Source organism: Rhizobium sp. SEMIA 4085, from assembly GCF_013004495.1.
Lineage (GTDB): Bacteria > Pseudomonadota > Alphaproteobacteria > Rhizobiales > Rhizobiaceae > Rhizobium > Rhizobium gallicum.
Genome location: NZ_JABEPH010000099.1, coordinates 1 through 17,099 on the forward strand (window position 1 = coordinate 1; position 17,099 = coordinate 17,099).

At 59.9% G+C, this 17,099-nt stretch carries 14 protein-coding genes and 2 pseudogenes; 6 read left to right on the top strand and 10 right to left on the bottom strand.

The genetic code is table 11. From position 1 onward, the window contains the following. Nucleotides 1–894: amidohydrolase family protein (locus C9413_RS12530; RefSeq protein ID WP_170250507.1), on the bottom strand; the 894-nt coding region annotated here is incomplete at its 3' end. Between the two features lie 202 nt (nt 895–1,096). On the opposite strand from C9413_RS12530, the gene C9413_RS12535 reads away from it, so the two are divergent. The 3 genes from C9413_RS12535 to C9413_RS12545 all read left to right on the top strand — a co-directional run bounded on the left by C9413_RS12535 (nt 1,097) and on the right by C9413_RS12545 (nt 3,317). Beyond that, nucleotides 1,097–1,939 (top strand): ferredoxin--NADP reductase, encoded by an 843-nt coding sequence (locus C9413_RS12535; RefSeq protein ID WP_052451892.1) that lies wholly within the window; start codon nt 1,097–1,099, stop codon nt 1,937–1,939. 386 nt (nt 1,940–2,325) lie between these two features. Beyond that, nucleotides 2,326–2,811 (top strand): antitoxin Xre/MbcA/ParS toxin-binding domain-containing protein, encoded by a 486-nt coding sequence (locus C9413_RS12540; protein ID WP_040116280.1) that lies wholly within the window; start codon nt 2,326–2,328, stop codon nt 2,809–2,811. Then, a complete protein-coding gene (locus C9413_RS12545; protein WP_040116281.1) occupies nt 2,808–3,317 on the top strand; it encodes an RES domain-containing protein in 510 nt (169 codons plus the stop codon). Before C9413_RS12540 ends, C9413_RS12545 begins: the two co-directional genes overlap by 4 nt. 469 nt (nt 3,318–3,786) lie before the next feature. Here C9413_RS12545 and C9413_RS34445 read toward each other — a convergent pair. From C9413_RS34445 to C9413_RS12565, 4 genes and pseudogenes are all read right to left on the bottom strand, one after another. Next, a pseudogene (locus tag C9413_RS34445) lies at nt 3,787–4,231 on the bottom strand (winged helix-turn-helix transcriptional regulator); the annotation flags it as partial. A gap of 138 nt (nt 4,232–4,369) precedes the next feature. After that, nucleotides 4,370–6,589, bottom strand: coding sequence for a xanthine dehydrogenase family protein molybdopterin-binding subunit (locus C9413_RS12555; protein WP_170250508.1), 2,220 nt, complete (start codon nt 6,587–6,589; stop codon nt 4,370–4,372). A gap of 3 nt (nt 6,590–6,592) precedes the next feature. After that, complete coding sequence (locus C9413_RS12560) at nt 6,593–7,051, bottom strand: (2Fe-2S)-binding protein (RefSeq protein ID WP_040116283.1); 459 nt, start codon at nt 7,049–7,051, stop codon at nt 6,593–6,595. A 232-nt stretch (nt 7,052–7,283) separates the two neighbouring features. After that, nucleotides 7,284–8,228 carry an AraC family transcriptional regulator gene (locus C9413_RS12565; protein WP_040116284.1) on the bottom strand — a complete coding sequence of 315 codons (945 nt, stop codon included), beginning with the start codon at nt 8,226–8,228 and terminating at the stop codon, nt 7,284–7,286. A gap of 235 nt (nt 8,229–8,463) precedes the next feature. Here C9413_RS12565 and C9413_RS12570 point away from each other — a divergent pair, with 235 nt between their 5' ends. Beyond that, nucleotides 8,464–8,676 (top strand): c-type cytochrome, encoded by a 213-nt coding sequence (locus C9413_RS12570; protein WP_052451893.1) that lies wholly within the window; start codon nt 8,464–8,466, stop codon nt 8,674–8,676. Nucleotides 8,677–9,259: 583 nt separating this feature from the next. Here the strand turns inward: C9413_RS12570 and C9413_RS12575 are convergent. From C9413_RS12575 to C9413_RS12595, 5 genes are all read right to left on the bottom strand, one after another. Further along, nucleotides 9,260–10,156, bottom strand: a complete 897-nt coding sequence (locus tag C9413_RS12575) for a dihydrodipicolinate synthase family protein (RefSeq protein WP_040116731.1) — start codon at nt 10,154–10,156, stop codon at nt 9,260–9,262. A gap of 21 nt (nt 10,157–10,177) precedes the next feature. After that, the gene (locus tag C9413_RS12580) at nt 10,178–11,797 is read right to left on the bottom strand and encodes an ABC transporter ATP-binding protein (protein ID WP_170250509.1); all 1,620 of its coding nucleotides are present in this window, start codon (nt 11,795–11,797) and stop codon (nt 10,178–10,180) included. Next, nucleotides 11,790–12,725, bottom strand: coding sequence for an ABC transporter permease (locus C9413_RS12585; protein ID WP_040116286.1), 936 nt, complete (start codon nt 12,723–12,725; stop codon nt 11,790–11,792). The genes C9413_RS12580 and C9413_RS12585 overlap by 8 nt, the downstream gene beginning before the upstream one ends. Before the next feature lie 8 nt (nt 12,726–12,733). Beyond that, nucleotides 12,734–13,648, bottom strand: coding sequence for an ABC transporter permease (locus C9413_RS12590; protein ID WP_040116732.1), 915 nt, complete (start codon nt 13,646–13,648; stop codon nt 12,734–12,736). Between the two features lie 97 nt (nt 13,649–13,745). Beyond that, nucleotides 13,746–15,263: an ABC transporter substrate-binding protein gene (locus tag C9413_RS12595; protein ID WP_040116287.1), complete on the bottom strand. Its 1,518-nt coding sequence runs from the start codon at nt 15,261–15,263 to the stop codon at nt 13,746–13,748. A 352-nt stretch (nt 15,264–15,615) separates the two neighbouring features. Here C9413_RS12595 and C9413_RS12600 point away from each other — a divergent pair, with 352 nt between their 5' ends. Further along, the gene (locus tag C9413_RS12600) at nt 15,616–16,806 is read left to right on the top strand and encodes an exo-alpha-sialidase (protein ID WP_040116288.1); all 1,191 of its coding nucleotides are present in this window, start codon (nt 15,616–15,618) and stop codon (nt 16,804–16,806) included. Between the two features lie 2 nt (nt 16,807–16,808). Next, nucleotides 16,809–17,099: pseudogene (locus tag C9413_RS12605) on the top strand (4-hydroxythreonine-4-phosphate dehydrogenase PdxA); the annotation flags it as partial.

A 17,099-nucleotide genomic window follows, 5' to 3' on the forward strand; every position in this document is an offset into this window, starting at 1 on the left:
GATGCCGAGAGGCTGCACGCCGGAACCCGCCGGTCCATCGGTGCCGAGAATGACCTGATCGAGCTTCTTGAGTTCACGCGCCGTGTTGACCGTCAGCAGCGCCGCACGCTCGTTTCCGTTGTGAACGATCTCCAGACCCCGCATGCAGCGCTCGCAGATGCAGACGATCTGGTCGTCCGGCAGCGCCGTATGCCCGCCGTTCAGATGGCCGACCACATCGGTATCCGCCTCCAGCACCACATCCTTGTCGATCAGGCCCGAGCCGGGAATCGAAGGACCGCCAGTGTGGATTGTGCTCTGGATGCCGTATTTGCGCGCCCAGGCCACCATCTGCTTGGCATTGGCGGCGTCCTTGACGCTGCCGAGACCGACTTCGCCGAGCAGCTTGACGCCGGCCTCCGCCAGATCCTTGAAATCCTGTTCGACCATGCCCGTCTCGATGACCGGCGCACCGGCATGAACCTTGACCCCTGAGGGACGGAAATTTTCGTAGAACCGCTGCGAGGCAATCGCATGCGCTTTGAGGCCGACGATGTCGCGCGGACGGCCGGGTGCGTGCACTTCGCCAGCCGAGATCATCGTCGTTACACCGCCGTTGAGCGTCGAGTCGATCCAGTTCAGTTGCTGCTGGCGCGGTGTGTAGTCGCCGATCACCGGGTGGACGTGGCTGTCGATCAGCCCGGGGGCGACTGTCGTCGCCCTGGCGTCGACGATCGTCTTGGCGCCTTCCGTGTCGATGTCCTTCTCATAGCCTACTGCGGTGATAATTCCGTCGTCGCAAACGATACAGTCCCCGTCGAGGATCGGCTGCTCGATCTTGCCGGAAAGGATCAGGCCGATATTCTTGATGACCAGCCTGCCAGCCTTTTCGTTTCCGCCCGCTACATCAGCCATTTTCGTCCCCTTCCTTGATTGTTGCACGCCGGATCCGGCGAAATTTATCTGCGGCACGGTTCGGCGATCCAATTTGCATACGAATGCTAACTTTGCCGGAAATTTCTGTCGAGCCCAAATCCTTTATTGACAAAAGCGCCGTTTCGGATTTCCATTTCATTCGTACACAAACAAATTATTGTCGATGGAACGGGAAACCCGAATGACCACGCAATCGACCGGCAAAACCGGCGCAGGAGAGAATGAGGACGCCGACAGGCCGAAATCTCCAGCCCCGGCAGACATCTTTGCTCAGACGGTGACGGCGGTGAAACACTACACCGATCGGTTGTTCCATTTCCGCATCACCAGGCCCGCAAGCTTTCGCTTCCGCTCCGGCGAATTCGTCATGATCGGCCTGCCAAATGCGCCAAAGCCGATATTCCGCGCCTATTCGATGGCCAGCCCCTCTTGGGACGAGGAGATCGAATTCCTTTCGATCAAGGTGCGGGGCGGGCAGTTCACCGAAAACCTGCAGAAGATCATTCCCGGGGACACGGTGTTGATGCGCAGGAAACCGACTGGTACGCTGGTGCTCGATGCCCTGCTGCCGGGCAAGCGGCTCTACCTCTTCTCGACCGGAACAGGCGTCGCGCCATTCGCGAGCCTTATCCGCGATCCAGACACCTATGAGAAGTTCGAGGAAGTAATCCTCGTGCAGACCTGCCGAGAAGTCGCCGAACTCACCTACATCACCGAACTGGTAGACGGACTTAAAAACGATCCGCTGATTGGAGAAGCAGCAAGCGAGAAACTGCGCCTCCATACGACGACGACACGCGAAGCCTTCCCCCGCATGGGCCGTGTCACCGATCTCATCCGCAGCGGAGTTTTCTTTCGCGAAACCGGGCTGCCGCTCTTCGATCCGACGCAGGACCGCGCCATGATCTGCGGCTCGATGGAAATGCTGAAGGACAGCAAGACGGTTCTCGAATCCTTCGGGCTCGTCGAAGGCGCCAACCATGCGCCGGCCACTTATGTTGTCGAACGGGCATTCGTCGGTTGACTTCAAGCCCGATTATCCGGCACCCGACGGAAACTGAACGCTTGGCAGTCGAGAGCTGGATCCATCATGTGCGGGTCCGCGCCTTCATATGCAGCAGCGTGCCGCCATCAGGCATGTTTTCAAGCGGATCAAGTCCGTAGGGTTCGATCAGTCGATAGCTTTCCACGGTAGTGCGATAGCAAAGCGTGCTTCGGCCTCGCTCGTCGTCCGGGCTCGGGCCTTCAGCTGAGAGCCATGCGCGTCCAGCACCGCGTTGTTGGGAAAAGAGGTTTTCGTGGCACGACCACCTCACCATATTCGCTGCGCAGACGACATACGGCTTGCACTCTTGAAGGAGGCAACGTCAACTGTCATATATAAAACGACAGATGACACGGAGATGCACGATGGTGGTCGCGGCGGAAAATATCCTTCCTGAAGGTACAGCCGGGGAACTGCAGAAGGTTGCGGCGCTACTTGGTGGCGCCCGTATCCTGTCGCGCCGGCTCACGAGTGCGCTCGATGCGCATGAGCTCCTGCTGCATGGCCTGCCGACGTCTGCGGTCGATCATCTGATTGGGCAGCTGGTGTTTATCGGCAAGACCCAATCTCTGGAAAAGGCCGTCGGCATGAGCCTGCGGACCTGGCAGCGCCGCAAGGATGCGCCTTCCAAACCGCTGAGCCAGGAGCAGAGCGGCCGGGCCTGGAAGTTTGCCGAGATCCTGGCAAAGGCGACGGATGTCTTCGGAACGCAGGCGGAGGCCGAACAATGGTTGGAGGGTCCGGCGATTGGGCTCGACCAACGCCGTCCGATCGATCTTCTCGGCACGCCCGCCGGCGTCGAACTGGTCGAGGACTATCTCGAACGGCTTGAATACGGCGTCTATGCATGACGCCACTGCCGATCGCGCTCGGCGGGTCCGAGTTGATTGCCTGGCGGCTTGATCAGGCAAGCTTTGCATCGACATGGGATAGCGGCGAAGGCGCCTACCGGGTCGGGGGGCGCTGGAACAGCAAAGGCGTTCGAGCTGTCTACTGTTCGATCGACCCGTCGACGGCGATCCTCGAGGTCGCCGTTCACAAGGGTTTTCGCGCACTCGACATGGTTCCCCATATGCTGACGGCGTCCGTCATCACCGACATCGCCGCTGTGCATGTCGTCGATCCTGCGAATGTTCCCAATCCGAATTGGCTGCGTCCGGGTATCCCGAGTGCTGGTCAGCAAGCCTTCGGCGACGATCTGCTTCGGCGGCATCGCTTTATCACGATCCCGAGCGCGGTATCGACGCACAGCTGGAATCTCATTTTCGTGGCAAGCGTTGCGGCAGGCGCGTATGCGCTCAAGTTCCAGGAGGCCTTCGCCCTCGATACAAGACTACATCCGCCATCGACGACATGACGGCCAACTGCGAGCAGGCACGTGCAGCTGCATGCTCGCGAAGGGTCATGTCGACGATCGCTTTGGTCTTGAGGAGCCGTTCCTAGACGTCGGTGTCACAACCAGGCGGACGAGGAGATCTCCGCGAACCCCGGCAGGCGACCCTCCTCCGGGCGCGATCAGCGTGACATAGGACAGGAACGCCTCGGACGGTCAAATGAGCGCTTACCTTGCTCATGCGATCGAACCGCTTCTAAGCACAGCGCGAGCGCGGGAATGACATTGCCCTGATGACTTCAAGTCGTGAAAGTGTCGAAGAACTCGGGTCCAGTGTTTTGATATGTGCGAAATTCCATTTTCAGGGGTTTTGCCGCAGGACAAGTCTGCCCTGGCAGCCAAAATCCTTAATCAAGTGTGGGAAGCCGCGTAGTTGTGATTTGGTTGACAGAGCTCGCGGAGCGGTTCCCGTTGCGATCTTTAAGATAGTCGAGGGCAATGGATCGGTGCCCTCACTAAGGATCGCGAGGTAGCGCCGATAGCTGAACACCCGGCCGCGTTTTCGGCCCGTCACCTCCTCAACAACGCCAGAGCGCTCGAGATCCGCGAGCGCTGCGTTCACCGTCGGTGCAGAAAGGCCAGCCCTCTGAACAAGTTGATTCGCTGTTAGAAATGGATTCTGCTGAAAGAGGTCGTGGATGCGAAGCGCTGAACCAGCCCGGTCGCTCTCGGTGGTGATACGCTCGCGATCCTCCTTGAAGACGTCCACGATGTGAGTTGCTGCATCGAACGCCTGATTGGCAGTGTCAGCCACCCCGGTAAGGAAAAAGTCTAGCCAGGCCTCCCAGTTGCCGTGCTCTGACCTCCTGCAGCAGCAAGTGTGCTTTCGCTTAATTAACGACGGCACTAAGATAACGACTCTTAAATAGCACCCGGCGACACCTTACCGTGGAGTAGAAAAACGCGTGGATGAGATCAGAACCGCGGACCCGGCTCGGCTCTGTGGCCCTTCTTCTCCGAAGATCGAGGTTGGAAACGACATCCCCGGCCGAGCGAGCCGGGCCGGGGATGTGCGATCATGCGTTAAGTGTCTTGGCAAAGGGCATGGCGCGAATCCGCTTGCCCAGCGCCTTGTAGATTGCGTTGGCAACCGCGGGGCCGATCGGCGGAACGCCCGGTTCACCGATACCCGAGGGCGGATTGGCAGAGGCAAGGATGTGAACCTCCACCACCGGCATCGCATCGATCCGGAGCGGCGTGTACGTATCGAAGTTGCCCTGATCGACCTTGCCTGAGGTCAAGGTGATTTCCTCGCCCAGAATGGCGCCGAGACCAAAACCGATACCGCCTTCGACCTGGGCGCGGACCTGGGCCGGATTGACGGCCAAGCCGCAATCTACGGCGGCGACAACGCGTTCGACTTTGATGCCGCCACTGTCGTCGGTCGAAACTTCCGCAATCTGCGCAACCACCGACCCAAAGCTTTCCGCAACCGAAACGCCGCGGAAACGGCCTTTCGGCAGCGGTTTGGTCCATTCGGCCTTTTCTGCTGCGAGCTTGAGTACGACCGCGTGGCGCGATTGCGGATCGAGCATCGACAAGCGGTATTCGATCGGATCACGCCCTGCCGCTTCGGCGACCTCGTCGATGAAGGTTTCGGCGGCAAAAGCCGTATGCGTCGAACCCACGGAACGCCACCACAGGACAGGTACACCGACGTCGGTTGTCGTCAGTCCGACCGCCTGGTTGGGAATGGCATACGGCAGGTTGTTCGCCCCTTCGACCGAAGTCGGGTCGACGCCGTTCTGGATCGCGCCTTCGAACATTGTCTTTGCCATGATGGACTGACCGACAATGTGGTTGCTCCAGGCCACGAGCTTTCCGTCACCATCGATCCCGGCCTTGAGCGTATGGACATAGGATGGGCGATATCGGCCGGCGCGCATGTCGTCCTCGCGGGTCCATTGCACCTTCACCGGCGCCCGGAACCCGATAGCCTTGGCGACATAGACGGACTCGACGACCACATCGCCATCGAACACGGCGCGTCGGCCGAAGCTGCCGCCCGTCTTCATGACATGCAGTTGCACCTTGTCTGGCGTGATGCCGACGATCTGGCCGGCCAGCATCTGATAGACGTCGGGGAACTGATGCCCGCCCCAGATTTCCAGCGTGCCGTCGTCATTCCTGCGGGCGACTGCATTGAGCGGTTCCATCGCCGAATGCGCCAGATAGGGGAACTCGAAGGTCGCCTCGATGACCTTGGCCGCCGCCGCAAAGCCCGCGTCGGGGTCGCCGTCCTTGCGGGCGACCGCTTTGGGAGCCTTGCCCGCGAGATCCCTGTACATTGCCATGAGTTCGGGCGTGCCGCGTTTTTCCGCCGCCGTCTCGTCCCATACGACCTTGACGGCTTCGCGGCCCTTGATCGCCGCCCACATATGCTCAGCGACGACGGCGATACCGCGCGGCGTCTCGACCACATCGACGACCCTCTTGACGGCACGCGCCGCGGCGGCATCGAAGGACTTGACCTTGGCACCGAACATGGGCGGATGGATCATCACCGCCGTCAGCATGCCGGGAAGCTTGACGTCGATCGTGTACTGCTCGGTTCCGTTGGTCTTGCGGGCACTGTCGAACCGCTTCAGCTTGGCATTGCCGATCAGCTTCCAGTCGGCCGGCTGCTTGAGTTTCACATCAGCCGGCACGGGCATGGCCGCGGCCTTGGCGGCAAACGCACCGAAGCCGGCGGTCTTGCCGGACGGATGTGCCAGCACGCCGTTTTCGACGGTGATCTCCGCCGGCTGCACACCCCATTCGGATGCCGCAGCGGCCACCAGCATGGCGCGCGCCGCCGCGCCTGCTTTTCGATAGCGTTCCCAGGAGGTGACCATCGAGGTGGACCCGCCCGTTCCCTGAATGGCGCCGCCAAAGGCGACGTTGCCATAGGCCTTCACATTGCCGGCGACGCCCTGGACATCGATGGACGACCAATCGGCGTCGAGTTCTTCCGCAACGAGCGTTGCAAGACCGTTATAGGAACCCTGTCCCATTTCGAACTGGGACGACAGAACCATGACCCTGCCGTCGCCGTCGATCGTCAGATAAGGGGTGAAGGCAGCCGCCTTGTTTGCATCCGCCGCAGTTTCGCTCGCGGCGGCAGGCGACGAAGCCAGAATATGGTAGCCGACGGCAACACCGCCACCGGCCGCGAGCGCGCCAAGCATGAACTGCCGGCGGGATGCCTGCGTCTTTGCCACGGGCAGCACCAGGGATTGCATCAGTTTCGGGATCATCGCTCAGACCTCCAAACGCTTGGCAGCTTCATGAATCCCGGCACGGATTCGGTGATAGGTGGCGCAACGACAGAGATTTCCCGTCATCGCGGCGTCGATATCGTCGTCGGTGGGCTTTGGATTGTTCGTCAGCAGATCGGTCGCCGATATGATCTGCCCGGACTGACAGTAGCCGCATTGCGGCACATCGAGATCGGCCCAGACCGTCTGCACGGTTTGTGCCACCTTGCCCGAAAGCCCCTCGATGGTCGTCACTTTCGCGTCGCCAATGTCGCCGACGAATGTTTGACAGGAACGCACTGCCGCGCCGTCCAGCAGGACGGTGCAGGCGCCGCATTGCGCCATGCCGCAACCGAATTTCGTCCCTGTCAGCCCGACGAGATCGCGGATTGCCCAGAGAAGCGGCATATCCGCCTCGGCCTCGACCTGATGTTCGTTGCCGTTGATCGTCAAAGTCACCATGATGTTCTCCTCGCGTTATGACGCGCCATCACGGAGCGCCGGCCCCGGCCATACCGGTCCGCGCTTCCCTGACGATCGTCATCTGCCGGGCAAGCTTATAAGACGATATTGAAGCCTGATAGAGTCGATCCTGTCGGATTATTGCCCGATCCTGTCGCATAGATTATTTCTGCCATTTGCAGGATTGAATTTTCGGACGGACCGAGACCGGCCATAAAGGCCGGTGATGGCGCTAGCCGACGGAGCTGCGGCTGGCTGAATCGCCGGCATTGAGGATGGCCCTGACGTCGCGCAGAGGAGGATGACCGAACATGCGGCGATACTCCCGGCTGAACTGCGTCGGGCTCTCATAGCCAACCTTGAGCGCCGCGGTCGCCGCATCCAGCGAGCCAGACAGCATCAGTTCCCGCGCATGGTGAAGCCGCAGATGCTTCTGGAATTGCAGCGGGCTCATGGCGGTCATGGCCCGGAAATGATGATGCAGCGTCGAAACGCCCATGTTTGCCATGTCCGCCAACGCCTCGACGCGAAGAGGCATGGCATAGTTCTCCTTCAGCCAGGCAACCGCTTTTGCCACGCGGTTGCTATTCGTTCCGGCGAGCGCAAAGCGGCGCAGGCGCGCACCATGTTCACCTGTGAGGAGTCGGTAGTAGATTTCGTTCTGAATATGGTTCGCCATGAACGGAATATCGTCAGTCGAATTTGCCAGCGAAATCAATCGCCCGAAGGCGTCGTAAAGTTCCGGCGTAACCGTACCCACGACGACGCCGCGGTCGCGGTCGGATGTATCCGTCGGATGCAGATCGTGGTTGGCAATCAGACGCCGAAGCGCCTCGAGATCCAGGCGCAACTGGCCAGCCACATAAGGCTCCACCTTGCTCGCCTCACAGATTTGGCCGGTCATCGGCAGGCCGATGGTCGTGAGGAAGAAGTGTGACGCATCATAGACAAGTGTTTCGTCCCCGACACGGACGCGCTTGCTCCCGCTGATGATCACCGAGAGACTGGGTTGATACAATGTGAAGAAGGGTCCGGCAGGCTCGACGACGCGATAGAGCGACAGGCCCGGTATCTCGTGCTTGAAATTGATGCCATCCCACGGCAATTGCGCCAGCACGTCGAGAATCCGCGAACGAATGCCAGCCGTTTGATCCTGAAAACTCTCCGCGTGGGCCAAAAATGCTCTCCATCGAACTGGTTTCCCGACTATCTTCTATACGAAGGGAGTACACCAGCATTATCACATTAATTTGATTTCCAGAGTATCAGGCAAGAATTCAACAGGAACGAGCTAACGCCTCGCAGAGACCGAGCGCTATGCAGTTTCGGCGCTTGGACACAGCAGCAATGACCGAGGGCCTGGCTGTACGTGTCGCTCGATCCGGAATCCAAACGAAAGGTTCAATCCCGCCATGAAGGTAATGAAAACTGCAGCAGTCTTCATGCTCGCCGGCCTAGCACTCTGTCCTTCCGGCGCTGCCGCGGATGGCGACGCGAGCCGGGGAGAAAAGCTCTTTGCCCGCTGCAGCGCCTGTCATTCGGTGAACGGCCAGGAGAAGATCGGCCCCTCGCTCGCGGGCGTCGTCGGACGAAAGGCCGGGTCCGTCGAGGGCGCGCGCTATTAAGGCGCTCGTCCAGTCGCAGATCGTCTGGACCGAACAGAATCTGGACGCCTATCTCAGCGCTCCCGCCACTCTTGTCCGCGGAACAACGATGACCGTGCGGATTGAGATCGGCCTGATCCCGAAGGCACGGCGCTCTGACCACGCCAGACTTAATGCATCTTCAGACACTTGGAGAATCTACGCCAAGTGCGACATGCCAATGATTTCAATGGTTTCACCTTGGAGATTTTGGCATGTCGCACTTGAAAATAGAATGTACCGGCGGTGCCGCTTGAGTCTGCTTTGGCGAAAGACGGTTGCAGATGCCACAGGGCTTCCTGTCCATCGCAGCCCTGGCTGGATCCCTGCCTTGCGGGCAAATCTCCGCCACCGGCACGCCGTGATCACCCCCTGCTTGAGAATGAAAGCCTTCTGGGGGTCCGAAAAATTCGATGTTCTCATCGCTTCCGCTCCTGTTCCCAGCCGGCAATCTAGCGCGCAAAACTCCAATCAAAAAAGCGATCCGTTTTTGGAGGATCAGTGCGTTAATAAGAAGGGGTCTCCTTACATTCGGCGGCTTAGCGGCATTGATGCAGCAACGATTTTATCCACGTTGACCCGATAGTAGATCATACTTCTTCAGTATTTCGACAATCTTCTTGTCCTGTTCGGCATCGGCAAGCAAGGCCGGCTGGCGGCTGGCGCCGACAGAGGAATCCTGCAGGTAGAGCGCACGCTTGACCATGGCCGGCGGGAAACCGTGGGCGTAGAGGTCTGTGCGGAAGGCGGTGTAGATTTCCTGCTGACGTTCGGCTTCTGCGATATCGCCCGAGTTGAAGCCACCGACGATGCCGGCCAAGACGTCCGGCATGGCGTTCCCGAGACCGGAAATGCAGCCGGCAGCACCATTCTGCAGCGACCACAGGACCAAGTGGTCGGGACCGGAATAGACTTCGAAACCTTCGACTTCCTTGGAGACCTGAAGATAGGCAGCCAAGGTTTCCTGCGCGCCGCCGGAATCCTTGATGCCGGCGATGTTGCCGTGGGTGGCCAGCTTGCGGGCAGTTTCCGGCTCGATGTGATTCTGGGTGCGGGCCGGGATGTCGTAAAGATAGACCGGTGTGTTGACGGCGTCTGCCACCGTCGAGAAGTGGCGGATCAAGCCATCCTGCGCGCAGGCGATAAAGAAGGGGGTGATGACGGCGATGCCGCTGACACCGATGCGGTCGAATTCTTTCGCCAGCTGCAGGGTTTCGAACGTGGCGGGCATACCGGCATTGACGATGACATCGACCTTACCGCCGACTTCATCGACCACTTCCTCCAGCAGCTTGACCTTTTCGCCGTGGGTGAGTGCGGAAAAGTCACCATTGGTCCCGGCGCACATGATGTTGTTGCCGGCCGCGACCTGCCGGCGCACCTGGGCGCGGGTGGCTTCGTAATTGATGGTCTCGTCGTCGTTGAAGCATGTCACTATTGCGACGAAAGCTTTCTTGGTCATCATTCTACCCCGGTATCAATATCAGGAAACGCTTGCGAGGCGGGCGTTGCGGCTTGCGGCCTGCACGTCCGGGTCGGGATCGAGGCTGGCAGCGAGAAGCGCCTGCGTATAGGGCTTTTGCGGGTTGTCGAAGACTTGCGCGACGGTGCCAAGCTCGACGACCTCGCCCTTCTGCATGACCATCACGTAATCGGCGAAATCGCGCACCAGCGGCAAGTCGTGAGCAATGAAGATGAAGGCGATGCCCATCTCCTTGCGCAGCTTGTCGAGAAGCGTGATCACCTGCGCCTGTACCGACACGTCGAGCGCTGACACGGCCTCGTCGCAGACGATCAACTGCGGTTCGAGCGCTAGTGCGCGGGCGATGGCGATACGCTGGCGCGGGCCGCCGGAGAACTGGTGCGGGTAACGCCCCACGTGCTCCGGAGAGAGGCCGACCTGACCGAGCAGTTCGCCAACGCGTTCGCGCCATTTGTCCTTGGGCATGATTTCCGGGTGGATGACCCAGGCCTCGGAAATCAGCTGATAGACCGTCATGCGCGGGTTGAGCGACTGGGTGGGGTCCTGAAACACCATCTGCAGGTCGCGGCGCAGCTTGAATAAGTCACCCGGCGACATGGTGAAAAGGTCTTTTCCCTTCCAATAAGCGGTGCCGCCATCCGGCTCCTCCAGGCGCAAAAGGATGCGGGCAAGCGTCGATTTTCCCGAGCCACTTTCGCCGACAACGGCGACGGTTTCACCCTGCTTGAGGTCGAAGGAAACGCCCTTAAGCGCCTCGAAGTCGCCGTAAGACTTGCGGGCGTCCTTGACGCTGAGGATCGGTTCGCCTTGTGCTTCCGGCTCGTGCATTTCGCCCTTCCCGGGGGCGGCGGCGATCAGCTTTTTCGTATAGGCGTGCTGCGGGTTGCGGTAGACGTCGCGCACCGTGCCGCTTTCGACCAACTGGCCCTTTTCCATGACGACGACGCGATCTGCGACTTCCGAGACAACGCCGAGATCGTGGGTGATGATGAGAACGCCCATTCCTGTTTCGCGCTGCAGTTCCTTCAGAAGCGCTAGCACTTCCGCCTGCACGGTTACATCGAGTGCGGTGGTCGGCTCGTCTGCAATCAGCAGGTCGGGTTTCAGCGCCAGCGCCATAGCGATCATGACGCGTTGGCGCTGACCGCCGGAAAACTCGTGCGGGTATTTGTCGAGCGCCCGTTCGGGGTCCGGCAGCGCAACGCGCTTGAAAAGGCGCAGCGCTTCGGCCTGTGCCTGCTTAGTGCTGATGCCGTGGGTCTTCAGCGCCTCGCGCATCTGCCAGCCGACCGTATAGACCGGGTTGAGGTGGCTGAGCGGGTCCTGAAAGATCATGGCGATGCGGCGGCCGTTCACCTCGCGGCGGGCTTCGGCCGACATTTTCAGCAGATCTTTGCCGTCGAGAAGAATCTCGCCGGATGTGATCTTGCCCGGCGGCATGTCGATCAAGTTCATGATCGCCGATGACGATACCGATTTGCCCGAACCGCTCTCGCCGAGGATGGCAAGCGTTTCGCCACGGTCGAGATAGTAGGAGATGTTGCGCACGGCGTGAACGGTGCCGGTGACGGTGTGGAAGTCGACGGAGAGGTTGCGGACTTCGAGAAGATGATCAGCCATTTTTCGGTCCTTTCATTTCCAGACGCCAGCGCTGGACGGGGTCGAGCGCAATACGCAGCCAATTGGACAGAAGGTTGAGCGAGAGCGTAGTAAGAATGATCGCCAGACCTGGCCAGAACGATAGCCACCAGGCATTGGTGAGGTACTGGCGGCCCTGGGAGATCATCAAGCCCCAGGTGATTTCCGGCGGCTGGATGCCGATGCCGAGGAAGGAAAGCGCGCTTTCCGCCAGCATGACATAGGCGAAATCAAGCGTGGCAAGCGTCGTCAGCGTCGGGAAAACAACGGGCAGGATGTGGCGGAAGAGAATGCGCTTGGACGATGCGCCCATGACACGGGCGGCCTGCACGAACATGCGGCTCTTGATTTCCAGAACCTCGGCTCGGGTGGTGCGCAGATAGACCGGGATACGGGTGATCGAAAGGACCAGCATCAGGTTGAGGATGGACGAGCCGAGAATATAGAGCACGATCACCGCGACCAGTAGCGACGGGAAGGACATGATGACGTCGGCAAGACGCATGATGATCTGACTGGTTCGCTCCGACGCGAAGCCGGCGATCAGGCCGAGCAGCGTGCCGACGACAGACGAGATCAGCACGGCGCCGGCAGCGACCATGATGGTGTTCTGAGTGGCGACGATGATGCGTGGCCAGAGCGGGCGGCCCAGCGCATCGGCGCCGAGCCACATGAACCATTCGCGGCTGAAGTCGAATGGGGCGAGGTTACGGCCGCGCAGGTTCTGCTTGGTGGCGAGATCATGGAGAATGGTCGGGCCGATGATCGCCATGACAATGACGAAGATAAGGAAGATGGCGGCGCAGAGCGCGAACTTGTCCGCCCATAGCATGCGCGCCATGCGTACGAAGGCGCTTGGCTCGGCGGCGACGGTGTTGTCGGTCGTGTGAGATGGGATGGCCATGGTCATGTAGACCCTCAGTAGCGGATGCGCGGATCGAGCAGAGCGTAGGCGAGATCGATCACGAGGTTCATGAGGAAAATGGCGAAAGCTGTGACGAGGATCGCCGCCAGCACGACGTTGAAGTCACGCTGCAAGATGCTGTCGATCATCAATTTGCCGACGCCGGGGAAACCAAAGATGGTCTCGATGACGACTGCGCCGTTCAAGAGGCTGGCGGCCTGGTCGCCGATGACGGTGATGACCGGCAGCATGGCGTTGCGCAGTGCGTGGACAAAGATGATCGGCCCGGATTTGACGCCCTTGGCGCGGGCCGTCTTCACGTAAGCGGAAGAGAGCGCCGAAATCATTGAGCCGCGCACCACCTGAACGATGATGCCGAAGGGACGTACGAACAGCACGCAGATCGGCAGGATCCAATGCGACAGCGTACCTGTGCCAGATGTCGGCAACCAGGACAGCTGGATGGCAAAGACCACGATCGCGACGATGGCGAGCCAGAAATCAGGGACGGAAGCGCCGATCAGCGACACTATCGAGGAAAACCGGTCGAAGAAACCGCCGGTGCGGAAGGCGGCAAGCGAGCCGACGACGATAGCCGCGACGGTGACCAGCGTCATGGTGATGATGGCGAGCCACAGCGTCCAGATGAAGGCTTCGAGAACGACATCAAGTGCCGGGCGGGCTTTGCGCAGGCTTTCGCCGAGGTCGCCGGTCACCACATTGCCGACATACTGGCCGAACTGCACGAGAAGCGGCTGGTCGAGGCCGTGCAGTGCACGGAACTCGGCCTTCATTTCGGCGGATGCTTCGACGGGGAGGAACAGGGAAGCCGGGTCGCCTGTCAGGCGCGACAGGAAGAAGACCATGACCAGCAGGCCGACGAGCGAGATGAGGCTGGCGAAGGCGCGCTTGCGAATGAAAGTGAGCATGGTGACCTCGATCTTGCTGGAATGGACGCCGGCAGGACCGCCGCCCATTTTGCTTCGATTGGGGCGGTTGGGTCGCCCTTCAGATTATGGTCCGGGGTTAGTTCTTGATGCCAATCTCGGAGAGCTGCAGCATCGAGTTCGTGGCGATACTGGGCTTGAAGTCCAGACGTTCGGACACGCGGGAATAACCGACCATGTGGAAGAGCAGCACATCGGCGACGAGATCGTCGTGGACATAGGCGATCAATTCCGACCATAGCTTTGCACGTTCATCACCGGTGGCGGCCGAAGCGCGGGCGATGAGATCATCGACCTTCGGATCGGAGTAACCCGACTGGGTGCCCTTCGAGTGGTACTTGAAGAACATGGTGAAGGACGGGTCACCCTTGGAATTGTCGTGCATGGCGGCAACGATCTGCGGACCACGACCTTCCTTGAACGGCTTCGAGTAATAGACCTCATGCTCGGCCACCTCGACGAAGCGCAGGTCGATCTTGAAGCCGACGTCCTGCAACTGTGTCTGGATGGCTTCCATAATTTCCGTCACGTTCGGGAAGTTTGCCGTGCGGGCGACAACAGTGATCGGGGTATCGACCGCAACGCCGTCAGCCTTTGCTTCTTCAAGCAGTTTCTTGGCCTGATCCGGTTCGTAGGGGAAAACCTTTACGTCCGGGTTCCAGCCGAGCGTCGTCGGCGGCACCAGAGCCGTTGCCAGGACCGCGTCCTGTGGCACGAGCGTGCCGATGAAGGCCTGACGGTCGATGGCGAGGTTCAGCGCCTTGCGGACACGGATATCATTGAGCGGCGCGATGTTGCCATCGATGCGCAGATACACCGTTTCGCTGTCGAGATAGGAGAAGTCGGTCTTGTCGTTGGTGGCTTCGACCTGCGAGATCGACGGAGCGAGATCGGCTTCACCAGCCTGAACCATGGCGGCGCGGACGGCCGGATCGGCACGGAAGAGATAGGTGGCCTTGGTGACGGCGGGCTTCTTGCCCCAATAGTCGTCGCGCGCGTCGAGAACGATCTGCTGGCCAGGCGTCCAGTTGGACAGCTTGTAGGGGCCGGTGCCGACCGGCTCGCGGACGAACTCCAGCGGCGTGCCTTCCGGAACGATGGTGACGAGCGACAGCAACAGCGGCAGGATCGGCTGAATCGGCTCGACCTTGAAATCGATGGTGTTGTCGTCGACGACCTTCACGTCGAACTTCATGCCGCCGAAATAACGGCGGGATTCGCAGACGTTCTTGTCGCTGAAAATGCGATCGAAGCTGTATTTGACATCTTTGGCGCCAAAGGCCTTACCGTCGGAGAATTTTACGCCCTGACGCAACTGGAAACGCCAGGCGCCATCGCCGGTCTGTTCCCATTTTTCAGCGAGGCGGGGCATGACGCCCTGTTTACCGCGCACATCGAGCTCGGTCAGCGTTTCACTGACATTCTCCATGATGACGCGGCCGATATTGGAGCGCGTCGCCATGCAGGGCTCGAGCAAGTCGGCTTCTTCCGGCAAAACGATCTTGATTTCGCTCGACGCGGCCTGTGCCGGAGCGATGCCGGTACCGAGTGCGAGGACAGAGCCCAGAATGGCTCCAAATAGGTGCGAGGTTTTCATGTCATTCTCCTCCCTTTGGGTGCAGATCGCACCGCTTGCTGTTCATCTCGTCAATGGCCTTTTAGCTGTGCGGCCTAAAGTCATTCCTCCTTGAGGCCCCTGTGCGTCGGTCGGGATGCCTCCGTCCTTTTCGTCGCCATGAGCGAGCTGGCGCAGACCATCGGATTTCTGGGCAAGTTTGTCAAATTAAATATTCGGAACTATCATTTTGTACAAAATTGGCCCACAGAAAACTAATTAATTTCAAATACATGTGTCGATAATTCGGATCGTCAACGGCAAATGTGTGAGTTTTTCAAACTTGACAACTTTTCTATTTTGGTGATTTTCATGGTGTTAAGAGGAGACCCCGATGACGCCTGAACAGATTGCCACCGTCATGACCGGCACAGTGAAAGCCGCCGGAAACGGACGACACGAGGCCATGCTGACCTCACCGATGATCCAGAACCACGCATCCTTCCTGCACCTCGCGGTGGATGGCTCCCTGATCTGTGCTTGGTTCGGCGGCACATTGGAAGGAAAGTCGGATATCTCGATCTTTGCTTCGGTTCTGGCGGCGGGGTCAGATAGATGGGGTGAACCGCAGCGGCTGAGTTTCGATCCTGACCATTCCGAGCAAAACCCGGTTCTGTTTGCGGCCCCCGGTGGCGGCCTGTTTCTGTTCCATACCTCGCAACCTTCCGGCAATCAGGACGAATGCCGCATCCGAATGGCTGAGGTAACGCGCGATGCCTCCGATCAGACAAAGCTGACAGCGGGCGAAGGGCGTTACCTCGACCTTCCGCGGGGCTGTTTCGTTCGCGCACCGCTGACGATTCGCGACGATGGCGCTTGGCTTCTGCCGATCTTTCGCTGCATCCAGCGGCCGGACCAGAAGTGGAACGGCAGCCATGACCACGCCGCCGTCGGCGTTTCCGAAGATGGCGGCAAGACCTGGCGTCTGGAAGATCTTGAGCACTCGATCGGCTGCGTACACATGAGTCCGGTGTCCATTGGCGACGGAAAATTTGCCGCCGTGTTCCGTCGCAGGCAGGCGGATTTTGTCTATCGTACCGAGAGCGCCGATGGCGGGCGTACGTGGTCTGTGCCGCAGGCGACCGACGTGCCCAACAACAATTCGTCGATCGCCGCGATCCGCCTGAAAGATGGCCGCATCGCAATGATCTGCAACCCGATCAATGCGGACATGTCCACAGATCGCCGCGCCTCGCTTTACGACGAGCTGGGCGAGCACGACGACCGGCCGGATGCTAACCCGGATGGCGGCTGCGTGCCGATCTGGGGCGTGCCGCGCGCACCGGTCAGCGTCTGCATTTCCGATGACGGGGCAAAGAGTTTTTCGCAACGAATCATCATCGAGGAAGGTCTGGGCACCTGCCTGTCGAACAATTCGATCGACGGTCACAACAAGGAAATGTCCTATCCGTGGCTGCTCGAGGGAACCGACGGCAGTCTTCACATCGCCTATACATACTACAGGCGCGCCATCAAATACGTTCGTCTGGCGCCAGGCTGGGCCAGTGCAGTAGCCGGAGAATAATCATGAGCAATATCATCGGCATCACCATGGGCGACCCGTGCGGCGTCGGACCAGAAATCACGGTGCGGGCGCTGGCCGAAATGGGCGACGCGGACCGTGCCGCCACCCGCATCTACGGCAACCTGCCGACGCTGGAAGCGGCCCGCAAGGCGCTGAACGTCGATATCGATCTTGCGCCCTATGTCGTTGATCTGCCGATCGAAGGTGCACCGCTGCCATGGGGCCAGTTGTCGCCGGTCGCCGGTGATGCGGCTTTCCGTTTCATCGAAAAGGCGGTCCGCGATGCCGAAGCT

Coding starts and splice junctions, on each gene's coding strand:
- C9413_RS12600 (WP_040116288.1), top strand. CDS start 15,616: ATGACGCCTGAACAGATTGCCACCGTCATGACCGGCACAGTGAAAGCC.
- C9413_RS12590 (WP_040116732.1), bottom strand. CDS start 13,648: ATGCTCACTTTCATTCGCAAGCGCGCCTTCGCCAGCCTCATCTCGCTC.
- C9413_RS12535 (WP_052451892.1), top strand. CDS start 1,097: ATGACCACGCAATCGACCGGCAAAACCGGCGCAGGAGAGAATGAGGAC.
- C9413_RS12585 (WP_040116286.1), bottom strand. CDS start 12,725: ATGACCATGGCCATCCCATCTCACACGACCGACAACACCGTCGCCGCC.
- C9413_RS12570 (WP_052451893.1), top strand. CDS start 8,464: ATGAAGGTAATGAAAACTGCAGCAGTCTTCATGCTCGCCGGCCTAGCA.
- C9413_RS12545 (WP_040116281.1), top strand. CDS start 2,808: ATGACGCCACTGCCGATCGCGCTCGGCGGGTCCGAGTTGATTGCCTGG.
- C9413_RS12540 (WP_040116280.1), top strand. CDS start 2,326: ATGGTGGTCGCGGCGGAAAATATCCTTCCTGAAGGTACAGCCGGGGAA.
- C9413_RS12555 (WP_170250508.1), bottom strand. CDS start 6,589: ATGATCCCGAAACTGATGCAATCCCTGGTGCTGCCCGTGGCAAAGACG.
- C9413_RS12595 (WP_040116287.1), bottom strand. CDS start 15,263: ATGAAAACCTCGCACCTATTTGGAGCCATTCTGGGCTCTGTCCTCGCA.
- C9413_RS12560 (WP_040116283.1), bottom strand. CDS start 7,051: ATGGTGACTTTGACGATCAACGGCAACGAACATCAGGTCGAGGCCGAG.
- C9413_RS12580 (WP_170250509.1), bottom strand. CDS start 11,797: ATGGCTGATCATCTTCTCGAAGTCCGCAACCTCTCCGTCGACTTCCAC.
- C9413_RS12575 (WP_040116731.1), bottom strand. CDS start 10,156: ATGACCAAGAAAGCTTTCGTCGCAATAGTGACATGCTTCAACGACGAC.